Below are 15,403 nucleotides of genomic sequence, written 5' to 3'. Positions count from 1 at the left end.
GACAGATCGAGGAAGGGCCCCGCACGGTTTCGTGCGGGGCCCTTTCATGCCATCGTCGCCATGTCGCTACGAAGCGCTACACTAAAGGAATGGTCCGGCAGATCACTCAACGCGAACTGCGCAACGACACGCCGAACATCATGCGTGCCATCGAAGAAGGGGACAGCTTTGTTCTCACGCGCAACGGCACGCCAGTCGCGGATATCGTGCCGCACAGTCAGAAACCGACCTTTGTTCCGTTCGGCGAACTGATCGAGCTTCTCGGCGATCTTCCACCGGAGGATCCTGAACAGTTCTTCGCGGACGTCGATCGCGCGGCGGATCCTGACCCGCACCGCGGCCCGGGAGAGTCGGAGCAGTGACAGAAGCGGTTCTGCTCGACACTTCGGCTGTCATCGCCCTGCCTCGTCCCGATGAACTCGCGCTCGACGCTCCCGCGGCCATCAGCTCGATCACCTTGGCGGAGCTGGCCGCCGGGGTGCACGGCGCGGCCCGGCCCCGCGACAGGGCCTCTCGTCTGGTCCGTCTCCAACGAGTGGAAGCACGGATGATCTGCCTCCCGTTCACGCCGGAGGCCGCTCGCATGTACGGCCAGCTTTACGCCATGGTGCTCGACGGCGGCAGACAGCCGCGCGGACGGCGGATGGATCTCCTCATCGCGTCGGTCGCAGCGATCCATCGAATTCCTCTGGTCACCCGAAACGGCCCCGATTTCACCGACCTGGCGCCGTTGGTCAAGGTGATCGCCCTCCCCGCGCAGTCGGCCACGGACTGAAGCGGCATCAGGCGTTGCGGCGAAGCAGGTAGCCGACGGCCGTCGCGCTCAAGAGCAAGACGACGAAAGCCGCCACCACGGCCACTGTGAACGGACCGGCCACAGGTTGCTGCGAGGTCAAGGCGCGCAGGAGCGGATTGGCCAGCGGCAGCCACTTCACCAGGAGCACGGCCGCGAGGGCGAAGATCGCGGCCAGCACGGACCAGCCGACGCGCGGGATCAGCAGCCGTGAACAGGGCAGGCCGATCGCGATCCCGAACAGCGCGCACAACGCGTGGACCGCGGCACCGAGAGCGAAGGTGCCGATCGTGAAGCCGCCGGTCCGGAGGCCGGACCACAGCACCGTCACGAGGATCAGCACGACGGCACAGCCGAAGACCGCCAGTGCGGCGCCGCCGAGGACCGATCGCCAGCGCCGGGCGTGGCTGAAGGTCACCAGCCGCTGGACCGGATCCTCGACGTCGAGCATCGCGATCGTCAGCCAGCACGAGACCACCAGGAGCGAACCCGCGCTGATCCCGTACTGCGGCAGCAGCGGCGACTTCGGATCGGTGTAGAGCACGGTGTTGACCGCGAGGTAGGCGAGGATCGCGGGGAGATAGCGCTGGGAATGGCCGAGCAGCGCCAGGTAGTAGCGCGTCATGGCGAGCACGGCGCCACCTCCCGGACCGAAAAGCCGCGGTTGAGCGCGCGCAGCAGGACGGCGTCCGTGTGCCCGGCTTCGACCGTCAGAACGACTCTTTCGCCCTCGGTCACGGCCTGGCTGACGCCGGGTTCCGACGACCAGTCGCCGCCGGGTCCGTGGAGGACGATCCTGGTCGCGTTTTCGGCCTTCGCCGCGGATTCGACGCGGGTCAGGAGGCCGGCGTCCATCCGGTGGACGTCGTCGGCGTGGGCGTGCACGGCGGCGGCCCGGTGGTCGGTGAAGACCACGCTCGCGCCGCGTTCCCTGGTCTCGGCGACAATTTCGCCGAGCACCGTGTGGGCTTCGACGTCGAGGCCGGACCAGGGCTCGTCGAGGATCAGCAGCTCCGGCCGGACGAGGACGGCTTGGGCGAGGCCGACCTTTTGGGCGTTGCCCTTCGACAGGGTCCGCAAGGGCGCGTCCGGCCCGCCGACCAGCGCGAGCCTGTCCAGCAAAGGGTCGATGGCCGACAAGTCGACAAGGCCGTCGATGCGGGCCATGTGCCGCAGATAGGCCCTGGCACTCATCCGCTGCCCCGCCGGGAAACGGTCCGGCAGGTAGCCGACACGGGGGCTGCCGACGACGGTTCCCGAGGTTTCACGGGAAAGTGCCGCGAGGATCCTGAGCAGCGTCGACTTCCCCGAGCCGTTCGAGCCGAGGATGCCGATGACGCGGCCTGCCGGGACGTCGAGGTCGACGTCGACGAGTACGGGTTCGCCGCGGCCGTAACGCTTACCGACTCCTTCGAGCCGGATCAGCGAGGTCACGCAGCAGCGGCCTTCTGCAGCGCGCGAGTCGCCTGTTCGAGTTCTTCGACCGTGGCGTCGGAGACCGGGTGCCCGGCGGACGCCATCCAGTTCGCCAGCATCCGGTGCCCGCCCTGCGTGAGCACGGACTCGGGGTGGAACTGGACGCCTTCGAGCGGCAGCTCGCGGTGCCGCATGCCCATCACGACACCGGACTCGGTGCGGCCTGTGATCTCGAACACGGCACTGTCGATCGTTTCGGGCAAAACGGTCAGCGAGTGGTACCGCGTGGCGGTGAATTCACCGGGCAGTCCGGCGAGCACTCCGTCGCCCGAATGGTGGACTTGACTCGTCTTTCCGTGCAGCAGTTCGGGGGCGCGATCGACGGTGGCGCCGAAGACGACACCCAAGGCCTGGTGGCCGAGGCAGACGCCGAGCATCGGGATGCGCTCGTCGGCGCATTTGCGGATGACGTCCATGCTCTGACCAGCACGTTCCGGGGTTCCGGGACCGGGAGAGACGAGGACCGCGTCGAACTCGCCGAGCTTGTCGATCTCCACGACGTCGTTACGCCAGACGGTGCAGTCGGCGCCGAGCTGGGCCAGGTACTGGACCAGGTTGTAGACAAAACTGTCGTAGTTGTCGACGACGAGCACGCGCATGCGTTCAGCTTAGCGGCTCCCAGCAGGTGGACCGTACGCCAGATCACAATGATTGTTAGGGCAACCTAACTTACCGTGGTAGGGGTGAGCCGTTCTCTTCGTGTAGCCATCGTGGGTGCCGGTCCGGCCGGCATCTACGCCGCCGACATCCTCGACAAGTCCGACGCCGACGTGACGATCGACCTGTTCGAGCGCATGCCGGCGCCGTTCGGGCTGATCCGGTACGGCGTCGCGCCCGACCACCCCCGGATCAAGGGCATCGTCACCGCCCTGCACAAGGTCCTCGACAAGCCGAACATCCGCTTGCTGGGCAACGTCGACTACGGGACCGACCTCAAGCTCGACGATCTGCGCCAGTTCTACGACGCGGTGATCTTCTCGACCGGCGCCATGGCCGACCGCGCGCTCGACATCCCCGGGATCGACCTCGACGGCAGCTACGGCGCCGCCGACTTCGTTTCCTGGTACGACGGGCACCCGGACGTGCCGCGCACCTGGCCGCTGAACGCGACCTCGGTCGCCGTTCTCGGTGTCGGGAACGTGGCGCTCGACGTGGCCCGGATCCTCGCGAAGACCGCTGACGAGCTGCTCAGCACCGACATCCCGGACAACGTCTACCAGGGCTTGAAGGCCAGCCCGGTCACCGACGTGCACGTGTTCGGGCGTCGTGGCCCGGCTCAGGCGAAGTTCACGCCGCTCGAACTCCGCGAGCTGGACCACTCGCCGAACGTCGAGGTCATCGTGAACCCGGAGGACATCGAGTTCGACGAGGGCAGCATCACCGCACTGCGGGCGTCGAAGCAGATCGACATGGTCGTGAAGACGCTGCAGGAGTGGGCGATCCGCGACCAGGGTGACCGGCCGAAGCGGCTGCACCTGCACTTCCTGCACTCGCCGTGCGAGATCGTCGGCGAGGACGGCAAGGTGACCGGCCTGCGGACCGAGCGCACCGAACTGACCGGTGACGGCAATGCGCGCGGCACCGGCGAATTCCACGACTGGGACGTCCAGGCCGTCTACCGCGCGGTGGGTTACCTGTCTTCACACCTGCCGGAGATCCCGTTCGACCACACCACCGGGACCGTGCCGAACCAGGCGGGCCGGGTGCTGGACATCGACGAGGACCAGGTGCCGGGCGTCTACGTGACCGGCTGGATCAAACGTGGCCCCGTCGGCCTCATCGGTCACACCAAGGGCGACGCGGCCGAGACGATCGCGAGCCTGCTGGCCGACGCCGACAACCTGACGGCCCCGGCCATCGACGATCCCGACGCGATCCTCGGCTTCCTCGCCGAGCGCGGCGTTCCCTTCACCACCTGGGAAGGCTGGGGCAAACTCGACGCCCACGAAAAGTCCCTCGGCGTCCCGCACGGCCGCGAACGCGTCAAGGTCGTGGAACGCGACGAAATGACCCACATTTCCCGCTCTTGACTCACCTACCCAGCCCCCCACCCGTCCCAGGGGGCGGCCCCGAACCCAGTCTACCGGCTGGCATCGGGAAAAGGGCTGGTCAGACGGGGTTGTCCACAGCCGGGAAGGGTTGTGGACAACTGTCGGGCAAGTCATGAAGGGCCTCACCGAGCGTGGGGTCCTTCTTGGCGTTTCGGGGTGGGTGTGCGAGCGGACTGTGTGGATTTTGGTGCGTTGGGCGACCAGAAATCCACACAGTCCTGCGTGAACGGTCGAATCCGGTGGGGGTGTGTGGAAATAGGGACACTCAACGTCCCTATTTCCACACACCCCCCACCCTCAGCAGCCTCCCGCGAGGCCGCGGACTGACAGCCCGCCAGGTCAGGAACCCAGGTACGCCAGGACCGCGAGCACCCGGCGGTTCGTGTCGTCCGAAGCGACGATGCCGAGCTTCGCGAAGATGTTCGCGGTGTGCTTCCCCACCGCCCCCTCGCTGAAGTGCAGCCGCCCGGCGATGGCGGCGTTGGAACAGCCCTCGGCCATCAATCCGAGCACTTCGCGTTCGCGCGGGGTCAGGGCCGCCAGCGGGTCGGAGGCGTTGCCCGCCACCAGTTTCGCGATCACCTCGGGATCCATCGCGGTCCCGCCGCCCGCCACCCGCCGCACCGCGTCGATGAACTGGTCGGCGTTGAAGACCCGGTCCTTCAGCAGATAGCCGATCGCGCCGGCGCCGTCGGCCAGCAGTTCCCGCGCGTAGAGCTGCTCGACGTGTTGTGACAGCACGAGAATCGGCAATCCGGGGATGTCGCGTCGCACCGCCAACGAGACCTGCAAGCCCTCGTCGGTGAGCGTCGGCGGCATCCGGACGTCCACGACCGAGACGTCCGGACGGTGCGCCCGCAGCGCCCGCTCCAGTTCCGGCCCGGTCCCGACCGCCTCGACGACGTCGAAACCGTGTGCCGTCAGCAAATGCGTCAATCCGTCCCGGAGGAGGTACTGGTCCTCGGCGACGACGCATCGGGGTCGAGCTGACACGGGATCTCCAGGGTCGCCTTCGTCGGCCCGCCGGGCGGGCTGGTCAGAGCAAAAGTACCGTCGAAGGCGCCCAGCCTGCGTTCGATCCCGCGAATCCCGCTGCCCCGTGCCGCGTTCGCGCCGCCTTTCCCGTCGTCGGCCACCTCGATCCGCAGCACACCGTCGTCGTAACCGAGCTCGATCGACACTTTCCGCGCTTCACCGTGCTTCGCCGCGTTGCCCAGCAACTCGCTGACCGCGAAGTACGCGCACGCCTCCGCGGGCTGTTCGAGCCGAGGCAGCAGACCGCTCACGGAAGCCCGCAGCGGACTGTCCAGCGCCATCGCCCGCACCGCGTCGCCGAGACCGCGCTCGGACAACACCGGCGGGTGAATCCCCCGCACCAGCGACCGCACCTCCGTCAACGTTTCGGACGACGTCTGCCGCAACTCGGCGGCGAGCCGTTTCGCGGCGGCCGGATCGGTGTCGATCAGCGCCTCGACCGCGCCCAGCTTCATCCCCATCGCGACCAGCCGCGACTGGACCCCGTCGTGCAGATCCCGTTCGATACGCCGCATCTCGGCGGCCTGCGCCACCGACGCGTCCGTCCGCGTCTGCTTAAGCCGCTCGACACGTTGTTCCAGCCGCGAAGCTTCCGTCGGCCCCAGAAGCAGCTTCGCGAAGCGAGCCTCCTGACGCGCCAGCCACGGTGTCGCGACCAAGCCCACCACGAAAGCCGCCACCGCGACCGGAGTCAGCGCGAGCGCCTGCCCGTGCGTGGTCGCTTCGGGCAACCCGATCATCGAGAACCACTGCGTGGTCGACCAGGAGGTGTCCGTCCACTGGGCGATCGGCCGCCACACCCACAGTGCCAGGAAACCCATGAACCCGAAGAGCACCAGCGCGGCCGTCGGCAGCATCATCAGCAACAGGACGACGGAGTTGACCACCGCGCCCGCCAGGTCACGCCAGGTCGCCCTGTCCCGCATCACCCAGCGCAACCGGTCCAGCCGCGCGGGCCACCACGGCGTGTCGTACAGCTGCCGCCGGTACTGGTACATCCCGTCCGGCCGCGGGACGGGGAACGGCGGCTCCGGCAGATACGGGCGGTCGATCCGCACACCGGTCCAGTTCCTGGCCTCACGGCGCAGTGTGTCGGTCACCGTCCGGCCCGCGATCACCAGCGTGGGGAACGCCGGCGCCGGCCCGATCAGCACGAGCATCGTCGGGACGGACATCCCGAGCTGCGCGACCGAAAGCCCGAAGAGGCCCATCTGGTGGCCCAGCGCCTTGAGATGCCGCCTGAGCCAGCCTTCGCCGCTCTGAGACGCGCGAGGTCCGAGCCACCATCGGGTCCAGTGGCCGTACGCCCGCAGCGCGCGCGGTCCGGTCAGCAGCACGGCAGGCACGAGCAACAGACCCGCGAACGGATTCCACAGCTGCCAGCCCAGGTCGCGGCCGGTCGCCGGATCGTCGGAGATCCACTCGAACCGTTTGGTCCACTTGATGAACCAAGACCGCTTGAACAGGCTGTTCCCTTCGCGGTACCAGCCATCTCGCTCGCGTTCCGGCTCCGGCGGGGCGGGCCGATAGGGCGGCTCGACCTCGATACCGCACCAGCGTCCGGACAGCCGCCGGGTGAGCGCGGCGCGCGGACGCATTCCCTCCAGGGCCAGCGTGTACGCGAAGACCAGCCCCAGGCAAAGCAGGCAGAAACCCACCAGTTCGACGAGGAGGTCCAGCCAGCTCACCAGGGCGAGCCCCGCGAGCACGAGGCCGCGGCGCACCGAGGTGAGGTACTTGCGAATCATGCGTGAAGTCTCGCTCACCGGCAGGCCCGAACGCAGTGGCCACAGCGCCACGACTGGGGTGGGTCCAGCTCCACCCCGGTTGTGGTCTCAGCGCCATTCTGGCCAGACCCCTTGCGCCATAACGTTTTTCGCATGCCACTCATCGAAGTCACCAACCTCCGCAAGACGTACGGGGAGCACGTCGCGGTCGACGACGTTTCGTTCCACGTGGAACAGGGCGAGATCTTCGGGATCCTCGGGACCAACGGCGCGGGCAAGACCACCACCGTCGAATGCCTCCAGGGACTGCGGACGCCGGACTCCGGCAGCATCTCGGTCCTCGGCCTCGACCCCGGCAAGGACCACGCCGCTCTCCGGCAGCGCCTCGGCTCCCAGCTCCAGGAAAGCCGCCTGCCGGAAAAGCTCAAGGTCCAGGAGGCGCTCGACCTCTACGCCTCCTTCTACGCGAACCCCGCCGACACCGGTGACCTGCTCGCGAAGCTCGGGCTCACCGACCAGCGGAACAAGTACTTCGGCAAGCTTTCCGGCGGGCAGAAGCAGCGCGTCTCGATCGCGCTCGCGCTGGTCGGCCGCCCCGAGGTCGCCGTCCTCGACGAGCTGACCACCGGACTCGACCCCCACGCCCGCCGTGACACCTGGAAGCTCGTCGAGAGCGTGCGCGACGCGGGCGTCACCGTCCTGCTCGTCACGCACTTCATGGACGAGGCCGAACGCCTTTGCGACCGCCTCGCGGTCTTCGACGCCGGGCGCGTGGTCGCCACCGGCACCCCCGCGGACCTCCGCGACCGCACCGGAAAAACCTCGTTGGACGACGCTTTCGTGACCCTGACCGGCCGCGACTGAAAGGGAGAAGGACAGTGAACACGCTCACCAAGATCACTTTCACCGAAACGAAACTGGCGCTGCGGTCACCGATCTGGGTCCTCTCGGGGCTGCTGTCGCCGACCGTGCTGTTGCTCGGTCTGGGCGCCATCCCGGCCTTGCGAACGGAGAGCGAGAAGACACCGGGCATGCGATTCATCGACGCGTGGGTGCCCTCGCTGGTGGTGCTCACCATCGCCCTGATGGGTCTGCAGGCGATCCCGTCCGTGATCGCGACCTATCGCGAACAAGGCATCCTCCGCCGCTTCGCCACCACGCCGGTGCGTCCGGCGAAACTGCTGGTGGCACAGCTGATCATCAACGTCTCCGTCACGATCGCCGGGGTCGGCCTGATGATCGTGCTCGGCTCCGCCGTCTTCGACGTCCCCGGGCCGCGGCATCCGCTCGGCTTCCTGCTCGCGTTCGCCCTCGGCACGACGGCGATCTTCGGTTTCGGGCTGATCGCCGCGTCGGTCGCCAAGACCGGCCGCGCGGCGGGCGGGATCGCGATGATCGCCTACATCCCGATCATGTTCCTCGGCGGTGTCTACCTGCCGCGTCCGTTGTTGCCGGAGGTCGTCCAGAACATCGGCGCGTACGTCCCGCCGGGCGTCAAGGCCATGGAGGACGCCTGGACCGGCGCCGGCGCCCAGCCGCTGCAACTCGCCGTCTTGGCGGCTTTCGCGGTGGGCAGTTGTGTCCTGGCGGCGAAGCTTTTTCGCTGGGAGTGACGACGGCTTCCGCCAAAGTGGTGATGATGATCGTTTTCTCTTGTGGGCCGAGCCGCAGGTGAGTAGTCAGGAAGACGGCCCACGTTCACCTGCGTCTCTCTCGGAGGTTCGATGTCTCTGGATGTATCGCCCGCGCTGCTTGAGAAGGCCGAGCGCGGGGAGGTCTCCGACGCCGAATTCGTCGCCTGCGTCCGGGAATCCCTGCCGTACGCCTGGACCGTGATCACCGGTGTCATCGCGGAGGCCGAGGGCGCGGCCGACGGGTTCGCCGACAACGAGACGCCGCCGCCGAGCGAAGCCGAACGCGGTCAGCTGCTGCGGGCGCTGGCCTCGGACGCCATCCGCGGCGGACTGGAACGGCACTTCGGCGTGAAGCTGGCGTTCCAGAACTGCCACCGGGTCGCCGTGTTCAAAAGGTCCCAAGTGGACAGTGACCGGTACCGCGCGTTCGTTTCGGTGCGCGGCCAGCTGCTGAACCAGAGCCCGGAATTCCGCGACTGCTAACCGTTCCGCAGCGCGGGTAGTACCTCTTCCCCGATCCGCGCGATGTTCTCGAGTGTTCCCTCCGGCGTACCGGACGCTTCCACCATCATGATCACGTGGGAGACCCCGGTACGCCGGATGCTCGTTCCCAGCCTGTCGACGCAGTACTCCACACCGCCGATCGGATGCATCTCGCACAACCGGTCGGTGTAGGAAACAGGGTCTTTCTCCAGCCCTCGCCGTCCGTCGAGGTACACATGGCCGGCGAACCCCTCCTTCAACGAGCCCGGCAACGCCGACCGCACGACGTCCAGCGCGTCGTCCCCCACCTGGCACATCACCGTCGAGACATGTCCGGCGGCGGGATCGCCGTACGCGGCAAGGGTTTCGATCTTGCCTTCGTCGTCGGTGTGCAGGCCGAGCAGCATCGGCAGGCCGCGGTCGGCGGCGAGCCGGACCGAGCTCGATCCGGCGTCGCCGCAGGCCACGACCAGGCGCGGAGCGCGCTGTGGCCGCGGCACCATCGGCACTTCACGGAATTCGAAGTGGTCGCTGTCGGCCGAGACGGTCTCCGAAGTCATCGCGGCGAGCAGCAGATCGAGGCTCTCCTCGAACCCCGTTTCGTAGCGGGACGCCCCGGTGCCGAACACCTCGAGGTCCTGCCACGGGCCACCACGACCGACGCCGATCCGCAGCCGTCCGCCGGAAACGGCGTCGAGCAGCGACCACTGCTCCGCGAGCGCCACCGGATGCGCGACCGACAGCACGCTCACCGCGGTACCGACCGCGATCCGCTCGGTGCGGCCGAGCACGTGCGCGGCGAGGGTGATCGCGGACGGGCAGACGCCGTACGGCATGAAGTGGTGCTCGGCGAACCAAACGTCGTCGAACCCGGCCCGCTCGGCGGCGACGGCGGCGTCGACCGACCTGCGCAGGACGTCGGCGTCCTCCTGCCCGGGGAACCGGCCGGAGACGAGGAAGACGCCGAACCGCACGCCTACTGGACGCTCACTTCGTTGAACCACAGTCGTGGCTCCAGCCACGGGAAGACGACGAACATCAGCAACGCCACGATCCCGAGCGCCAGCACGACCGCCATGGTCAGCTTCGCCGCGAAGGGGCCCGGCAGCTTGCGCCAGATCCAGCCGTACATCAGCGCGCCTCCGAGATCTTGGGCAGCAGTTCGGCGTAGGTGCCCACCTGGTTCTTCGGCACCTGCTGGGCCAGCACCGAGTGGATGATGAGCCGCTCGCGCGCCGAGAACTTCGGGTGACACGTCGTCAGCGTGAGCAGCGAGACCTGATCGGCCTTCGGCAGGATCTCCGGATCCTTGTACGGCACCGGGTTCACCGTGTCGCCCTTGGTCGGGAACACGATGCGGCGGCCGTTGGTCTCGCCGTAGGCGCCGCCGTCGACGGCGTTCGGGTTACGCAGCGTCCCGACGTTCTTGCACTTCGGGTCGGCACCCTTGCCCGCGGCCCAGCCCTCGACCTCGTCCTTGTAGGGCAGCACCTTGTAGATGTAGAAGTCGGTCTGCGTCTCGATGATGATCTGGTCGCACGAGGTGAGGTTGTCCAGATCGTTGAACGGCGCGCCCTTGCCGACCCGGTGGCCGGCGATGGCGAAGTTGCCCGGCTCGCCCGGCAGCGCGGTGCCCTTGTAGTGGCCCGGCCCGACCTCGAGCGCGGCCTCGGTGGTGCCTTCCTGGATGGTGAAGTTGAAGTCGGCGCCGAACACCGGGATGTGGATCCTGGCGAACGCCTTCCCGTCGACCAGATCCGGATGCAGCTGCCGGTCCTTCGACCAGTCGCCGTCCAGCTCCGAACTCGCCTCCGACTGCTTGCCCGCGGAGAAGAGGTCGGTCACGTAGACCTCGTAGACCATGAACAGCAGCACCACCAGCCCGGCGGTGATGAGGAGCTCTCCGACGGTCCGGACGGCGACTCCGCCCTTGCCCAGTTCCCGGGGCGGGCGTTCCTCGGTCGCGACACCACCGCCGACCGGTTCGAAGATCACGGTCTCCTCGGTCGACCCCGGCGGCGGCACGGGACGACGGCGCGGCGGAGGCCCGTCCATCCGGCGTCGCGGCGGTGGCCCGTCCGGTGACCTGCCCTCTTGCGGCCTCCGGTGCGGCACCGGCCGGCCTTCACCGGGTGGTCGTTCGGAGTACCGCCGACGGTCCCCGCCCGGCTCTTCCCGCTCAGCCACGCAAAGCTCCTCAGTCTCGAACCAAGCCGCAGTGTCGAACCAGCACAGTGTCGAACCGTGTGTGACACCATTGTCACAGTGCGGGAAATCGACCGGTCCCGGACGGTGCCCAGCGGCGCTCGTTTACGTTAACGTGTGCACGTGGCGCTGGTTGCGCACCCGAAAGCGGGTCATCGCCACCAGGGAAGCCGAACAGTACGCGAGGAACACGATGCCTAAGTCCAAGGTCCGCAAGAAGACGGCGTACACCCCGCCGACCGACCGCCGCACGCCGGTGAAGGTCAAGGCCGCTGGCCCGTCGAACCTGTTCTACAAGATCGTGATGTTCGGTCTCATGCTGGTCGGCCTGATGTGGCTGGTCGTCAACTACATCGCGGGCGACAAGATCCCCTTCATGGCGGATCTGGGCAACACGAACTTCGCGATCGGCTTTGTGCTGATGATCGCCGGGCTGCTCATGACGATGCGGTGGCGGTGAGCATTACCCCGGTTGGCGGCTTGACGCCGAATTACACCGGTGTGACTCATCCCCAGTGTGGATAACCCCTGTGGATAACTACCCCACCTCGTGGGCGCCGCAGCAGAACGTTGTGGTAGTGGCCTGGGTGATCACCCTGTTGTTGCTGGCAGGCGTGGCGTGGCTGTCCATTGGCGGCGACGTCGGTGGCACCGTGCTGACAGGGGTCGCGATGCTCTCCGTGGGCGCGCTGGCGCTGCACGGGACCCTGCTCCGGCCCCGGCTGGCCGCGGGTCCCGACGGAATCCTGGCCAGGACCGTCGGCGGCGCGCACCGCTACTCGTGGACCGAAGCCCGGCTCCGGCTGCGCACGACGCGCCGTCTCGGCCGGGACAGTCTGACCCTCGAGGTCGAATCCGGCGAACACCTGCTGGTGTTCGGCCGGATCGACCTCGGCGAGGACCCCAGGGACGTCCTGGACGTCCTCACCGCCCTCAAGGGTCAGGCGTTGTCGTAGTAGTGGACGTCGCCGTTCGGGCCGTGTGACCAGCCCGGAACGGCCGGTCCGACCGCGGGCGGCGCGTACTCCCCGAAGATCTCGTACGGCGACGCCGGCGAGCAGATCGGGTTGATCTTCACGACGCAGGTCCGCAAGGACCCGCTGAACTTCGCCTTGACGTGCCGCGGCCGCTGGTCTTCCACCACCGCCTGACCGGCGGTGACCTCCCAGCCGCTCGCCGCGCCCGGCCCCGTCGTGCCGACGGTCTGCGTCGCCACCGACGAAGTGACACCGGGATCGCCGAAGCAGATTTTCAACGCCGCATCGACGTAGGCGACACGCAGCGTGATCGCGCTGCCCGAGCCGAGGAAATAGCGTTTGGTGTAGGTCTGGCAGGTTTCCGCGGCCTCGCCTGCTTGCGCGACCGAGGGCACCAGCGCCGAAGCCAGCGCGGCGACGGCGGTGATCAGGACTGCCTTGCGAATCTTCATCTCAACCCCCACGGTGATGATGTTGCCGATCAACGTGAAGGTACCCAGTCATGTTGCTTCTCCACCGGGTAATCGCATAACCCACTCGGGGGAACCGGGACTACGCCGGGTAGCACCGGTAGACGAGTCTGCCGGCCTCGGGGACGCCCCCGCAGACACTGGAAGCCGTCTGTACGTCCCGCCAGACCAGAAGCCCGATCAGCGCGACGACCACGATCGCGATCCCGCCGATCTGCCACATGAGGCGGTTCTTCTCCGGCGCGTAGAGCAGCGCGAAGGTCGTCACCAGACCGGCGATGAAACCGCCCGCGTGCGCGAGGACGGAGATCCCCGGGACCTGGAACGTGATGAAGACGTTGAGCCCGAGCATGACGAGCAGCCACGTCGGATTGAGCCGCAGCCTGATGACGATGACCGCGTACGCGCCGATGAGCCCGAAGATGGCGCCCGAGGCACCGATCACCGGGGGTGCGTTGAGGTCCGTGAACACCAGGTTCGCGACCGAACCGCCGAGCATCGAGACGAAGTAGAGCGCGACGAACGGGATGCGGCCGAGCGCGGTCTCGAGCGGGCGGCCCACGAACCACAGCGAGAAGGCGTTGCTCGCGATGTGCAGGAGGCCGAACTGCAGGAACCCCGAGGTGAAGATCCGCCACCACTCGCCGTCCACCAGCGCCGCCGAATTCGACAGCTGGCCGTACTGGAAGACCTCCGAGTAGAAGTTCTCGGAGATGCTACCCGCCTGGGCGACGGTGATGAAGAAGATGATGACGTTGAGCGCCAAGAGGACCGGCGTCACGACAGCCGTCCGAGGCTGCTGGGCGCCGGCGAGAGTGCGCGCGCCGTAACCGGCGTCGCGGTACTGCTTCTGCTGGACGCGGTCCTGCTGGCGGCCCGCCTGCACGCAGTCGGTGCAGTGGAAGCCCACGGAGGCTTCGCGCAGGCAATCCGGGCAGGCCGGACGCTCGCAGCGTGAACAGCTCAGCCCGGTCGGCCGGTTCGGGTGCCACCAGCAGCCGGGCATGGCGGCCTGCTGGTACTGGGGATTCGGTGGTTGGCTCACGATGCCACCAACCTACCGAAATCCCCCGTATCAGGCCGTGTGATCAGCGTTGTCAGCCCTCGCGGCTGATGCTGACCTTCTCGATGACGACGTCCTGCAGCGGACGGTCGGCCGGACCGGTCGCCGTGCGCCCGATGGCGTCGACGACGTCGCGGGAAGCCTGGTCCGCCACCTCGCCGAAGATCGTGTGCTTGAAGTTCAGGTGCGTCGTCGGCGCGACGGTGATGAAGAACTGCGAGCCGTTGGTGCCGGGTCCGGCGTTGGCCATCGCCAGCAGGTACGGCTTGGAGAACTGGAGCTCCGGGTGGAACTCGTCGCCGAACTTGTAGCCGGGGCCACCGCGGCCGGTGCCGGTCGGGTCGCCGCCCTGGAGCATGAAACCGTCGATGACGCGGTGGAAGATCGACCCGTTGTAGAACGGGCCCGAGTTCTCGCCCTGAGCGTTGGGCTGCGTGTACTCCTTGCTGCCCTCGGCGAGCCCGACGAAGTTCGCGACCGTCTTGGGCGCGTGGTCGGGGAACAGGTTCAGGTTGATGTCACCCTGGTTGGTGTGCAGAGTGGCCTTCAACGCGCCACCAATGAGGGATCCCTTGCTTTCAGTCACGAGCTTCATCGTGCCATCTGCGGCAAGATCTGGGGAAAAGGGGCACGATAGGTTACAAGCAACGAAGCAGAATCAAAACGATTGATGAGGTGAAGGCCATGACCCGGGCCGCAGATTCGGTGAGCGAGTCGGCGAAGGCCGGCGCGCTCGGCCTGCGCAAACGTGCGGTTGAGGCGGGTAAGGAAGCCACCGCCCACGCCGTCGAGGTAGCCGAGCAGAAGCTCTCCGAGAGCGCCGGTGAGATCGCTAAGACCAGCCGTCGCGCGCGCAAGAAGCTCGCGAAGAAGACGGAACTGACCCGCAAGGAGCTCAAGCGGAGCTCCAAGGCGGCTCGTAAGGAGGCGCTGGCCAGGCTTTCCGAGATGCGGAAGCCGGGTCGCAAGGCGCGCAAGGCCGCGATCCTGGCCGCGAAGTCCACCGGCGAGTCCAAGCGCCGGGGCAAGAAGGATTTCAAGGCCGCGAAGAAGGACTTCAAGGCCGCGCTCGTCGAGGCGAAGTCCGCTGCCAAGGGGACGCGCAAGCGTCGTCGCTGGCCGTGGGTCATCGGCATCGCGGTGGTCGGCGCCGGAGCCGCCTACGCGTTGCGTTCCAAGCAGGAGCCGCCGGTCGCGCCCGCGCCGCCGAAGGCTCCGCCCGCTCCCCCCGCGAAGCCCGCCGCTCCGGCGGCGGCCGCGCCGAAGCCCCCTGCCGCGAAGCCTGCCGCTTCCGGTCCGGCTCCGGCGAAGCCCGCGGCCCCGAAGCCCGGTACCCCGAAGAACGGGCACCAGGCCTCGACCAGCTCCGCCGACAAGAAGAACTGACGCCCAACCTCCGTCTTCTGCTTGTCGCCAGGGCCGTCCAGTGACCCACAAGGTCACTGGACGGCCCTTTCACGTCCAAGCCCCGAAGATCAACGCGCCCACA

Annotated in this window: 20 protein-coding genes; 9 read left to right on the top strand and 11 right to left on the bottom strand. The window is 67.8% G+C overall.

What is annotated here, in order from left to right; all coding sequences use genetic code 11:
• Positions 1 to 89 precede the first annotated feature (89 nt).
• Together BKN51_RS34715 and BKN51_RS34710 are read left to right on the top strand one after the other, a co-directional pair.
• Entirely contained in the window at positions 90 to 362 is a 273-nt protein-coding gene (locus BKN51_RS34715; protein ID WP_101611617.1) for a type II toxin-antitoxin system Phd/YefM family antitoxin, read from the top strand.
• Positions 359 to 775 (top strand): type II toxin-antitoxin system VapC family toxin, encoded by a 417-nt coding sequence (locus tag BKN51_RS34710; RefSeq protein ID WP_101611616.1) that lies wholly within the window; start codon positions 359 to 361, stop codon positions 773 to 775. Before BKN51_RS34715 ends, BKN51_RS34710 begins: the two co-directional genes overlap by 4 nt.
• A 7-nt stretch (positions 776 to 782) precedes the next feature.
• Here the strand turns inward: BKN51_RS34710 and BKN51_RS34705 are convergent, their stop codons facing one another.
• From BKN51_RS34705 to BKN51_RS34695, 3 genes are read right to left on the bottom strand one after another with little or no spacing between them, the layout of a single operon-like run.
• Positions 783 to 1,427 (bottom strand): hypothetical protein, encoded by a 645-nt coding sequence (locus BKN51_RS34705; RefSeq protein ID WP_101611615.1) that lies wholly within the window; start codon positions 1,425 to 1,427, stop codon positions 783 to 785.
• Positions 1,415 to 2,227: an ABC transporter ATP-binding protein gene (locus BKN51_RS34700; protein ID WP_174720486.1), complete on the bottom strand. Its 813-nt coding sequence runs from the start codon at positions 2,225 to 2,227 to the stop codon at positions 1,415 to 1,417. The genes BKN51_RS34705 and BKN51_RS34700 overlap by 13 nt, the downstream gene beginning before the upstream one ends.
• Complete coding sequence (locus BKN51_RS34695; RefSeq protein ID WP_101611614.1) at positions 2,224 to 2,868, bottom strand: aminodeoxychorismate/anthranilate synthase component II; 645 nt, start codon at positions 2,866 to 2,868, stop codon at positions 2,224 to 2,226. Before BKN51_RS34695 ends, BKN51_RS34700 begins: the two co-directional genes overlap by 4 nt.
• A 111-nt stretch (positions 2,869 to 2,979) precedes the next feature.
• On the opposite strand from BKN51_RS34695, the gene BKN51_RS34690 reads away from it, so the two are divergent.
• Positions 2,980 to 4,299, top strand: a complete 1,320-nt coding sequence (locus BKN51_RS34690; RefSeq protein ID WP_101611613.1) for an FAD-dependent oxidoreductase — start codon at positions 2,980 to 2,982, stop codon at positions 4,297 to 4,299.
• Between the two features lie 360 nt (positions 4,300 to 4,659).
• Here the strand turns inward: BKN51_RS34690 and BKN51_RS34685 are convergent, their stop codons facing one another.
• Both BKN51_RS34685 and BKN51_RS34680 read right to left on the bottom strand, forming a co-directional pair.
• Complete coding sequence (locus BKN51_RS34685; protein WP_101611612.1) at positions 4,660 to 5,313, bottom strand: response regulator; 654 nt, start codon at positions 5,311 to 5,313, stop codon at positions 4,660 to 4,662.
• Positions 5,253 to 7,103 carry a sensor histidine kinase gene (locus BKN51_RS34680; protein WP_101611611.1) on the bottom strand — a complete coding sequence of 617 codons (1,851 nt, stop codon included), beginning with the start codon at positions 7,101 to 7,103 and terminating at the stop codon, positions 5,253 to 5,255. Before BKN51_RS34680 ends, BKN51_RS34685 begins: the two co-directional genes overlap by 61 nt.
• Before the next feature lie 132 nt (positions 7,104 to 7,235).
• Here BKN51_RS34680 and BKN51_RS34675 point away from each other — a divergent pair, with 132 nt between their 5' ends.
• The 3 genes from BKN51_RS34675 (at position 7,236) to BKN51_RS34665 (ending at position 9,199) form a co-directional block, all read left to right on the top strand.
• Positions 7,236 to 7,946, top strand: coding sequence for an ABC transporter ATP-binding protein (locus BKN51_RS34675; RefSeq protein ID WP_101611610.1), 711 nt, complete (start codon positions 7,236 to 7,238; stop codon positions 7,944 to 7,946).
• A 14-nt stretch (positions 7,947 to 7,960) separates the two neighbouring features.
• Entirely contained in the window at positions 7,961 to 8,695 is a 735-nt protein-coding gene (locus BKN51_RS34670) for an ABC transporter permease (protein ID WP_101611609.1), read from the top strand.
• Between the two features lie 111 nt (positions 8,696 to 8,806).
• Positions 8,807 to 9,199 carry an SCO5389 family protein gene (locus BKN51_RS34665; RefSeq protein WP_101611608.1) on the top strand — a complete coding sequence of 131 codons (393 nt, stop codon included), beginning with the start codon at positions 8,807 to 8,809 and terminating at the stop codon, positions 9,197 to 9,199.
• On the opposite strand, the gene BKN51_RS34660 is transcribed toward BKN51_RS34665, so the two are convergent.
• Genes BKN51_RS34660 through BKN51_RS34650 form a run of 3 tightly spaced genes read right to left on the bottom strand, consistent with a single transcriptional unit; the run spans position 9,196 to position 11,254 of the window.
• The gene (locus BKN51_RS34660; RefSeq protein WP_168214459.1) at positions 9,196 to 10,173 is read right to left on the bottom strand and encodes an LLM class flavin-dependent oxidoreductase; all 978 of its coding nucleotides are present in this window, start codon (positions 10,171 to 10,173) and stop codon (positions 9,196 to 9,198) included. The genes BKN51_RS34665 and BKN51_RS34660 overlap by 4 nt on opposite strands.
• A 2-nt stretch (positions 10,174 to 10,175) precedes the next feature.
• Positions 10,176 to 10,331 carry a hypothetical protein gene (locus BKN51_RS34655; RefSeq protein WP_101611606.1) on the bottom strand — a complete coding sequence of 52 codons (156 nt, stop codon included), beginning with the start codon at positions 10,329 to 10,331 and terminating at the stop codon, positions 10,176 to 10,178.
• A complete protein-coding gene (locus BKN51_RS34650; protein ID WP_101611605.1) occupies positions 10,331 to 11,254 on the bottom strand; it encodes a class E sortase in 924 nt (307 codons plus the stop codon). Before BKN51_RS34650 ends, BKN51_RS34655 begins: the two co-directional genes overlap by 1 nt.
• A 343-nt stretch (positions 11,255 to 11,597) precedes the next feature.
• Here BKN51_RS34650 and crgA point away from each other — a divergent pair, with 343 nt between their 5' ends.
• Together crgA and BKN51_RS34640 are read left to right on the top strand one after the other, a co-directional pair.
• Positions 11,598 to 11,864, top strand: coding sequence for a cell division protein CrgA (crgA, locus tag BKN51_RS34645; RefSeq protein ID WP_101613637.1), 267 nt, complete (start codon positions 11,598 to 11,600; stop codon positions 11,862 to 11,864).
• 118 nt (positions 11,865 to 11,982) lie between these two features.
• Complete coding sequence (locus tag BKN51_RS34640) at positions 11,983 to 12,360, top strand: PH domain-containing protein (protein WP_101611604.1); 378 nt, start codon at positions 11,983 to 11,985, stop codon at positions 12,358 to 12,360.
• Here the strand turns inward: BKN51_RS34640 and BKN51_RS34635 are convergent.
• The 3 genes from BKN51_RS34635 to BKN51_RS34625 all read right to left on the bottom strand — a co-directional run bounded on the left by BKN51_RS34635 (position 12,345) and on the right by BKN51_RS34625 (position 14,509).
• Positions 12,345 to 12,833: a hypothetical protein gene (locus BKN51_RS34635; RefSeq protein WP_101613636.1), complete on the bottom strand. Its 489-nt coding sequence runs from the start codon at positions 12,831 to 12,833 to the stop codon at positions 12,345 to 12,347. The two genes, BKN51_RS34640 and BKN51_RS34635, sit on opposite strands and share 16 nt — an antisense overlap.
• A 100-nt stretch (positions 12,834 to 12,933) precedes the next feature.
• On the bottom strand, positions 12,934 to 13,896 hold the full coding sequence (locus BKN51_RS34630) for a rhomboid family intramembrane serine protease (protein WP_101611603.1): 963 nt from the start codon (positions 13,894 to 13,896) through the stop codon (positions 12,934 to 12,936).
• Positions 13,897 to 13,948: 52 nt separating this feature from the next.
• Positions 13,949 to 14,509 carry a peptidylprolyl isomerase gene (locus BKN51_RS34625; RefSeq protein ID WP_168214457.1) on the bottom strand — a complete coding sequence of 187 codons (561 nt, stop codon included), beginning with the start codon at positions 14,507 to 14,509 and terminating at the stop codon, positions 13,949 to 13,951.
• An 89-nt stretch (positions 14,510 to 14,598) separates the two neighbouring features.
• On the opposite strand from BKN51_RS34625, the gene BKN51_RS34620 reads away from it, so the two are divergent.
• Positions 14,599 to 15,300, top strand: a complete 702-nt coding sequence (locus BKN51_RS34620; protein ID WP_101611602.1) for a hypothetical protein — start codon at positions 14,599 to 14,601, stop codon at positions 15,298 to 15,300.
• The last annotated feature ends 103 nt before the right edge of the window (positions 15,301 to 15,403 follow it).

Origin of the sequence: Amycolatopsis sp. BJA-103 (genome assembly GCF_002849735.1) — a bacterium.
Classification (GTDB): Bacteria; Actinomycetota; Actinomycetes; order Mycobacteriales; family Pseudonocardiaceae; genus Amycolatopsis.
The sequence above is the reverse complement of the archived record's forward strand: the minus strand, read 5'-3'. Positions and strand labels throughout refer to the sequence as shown.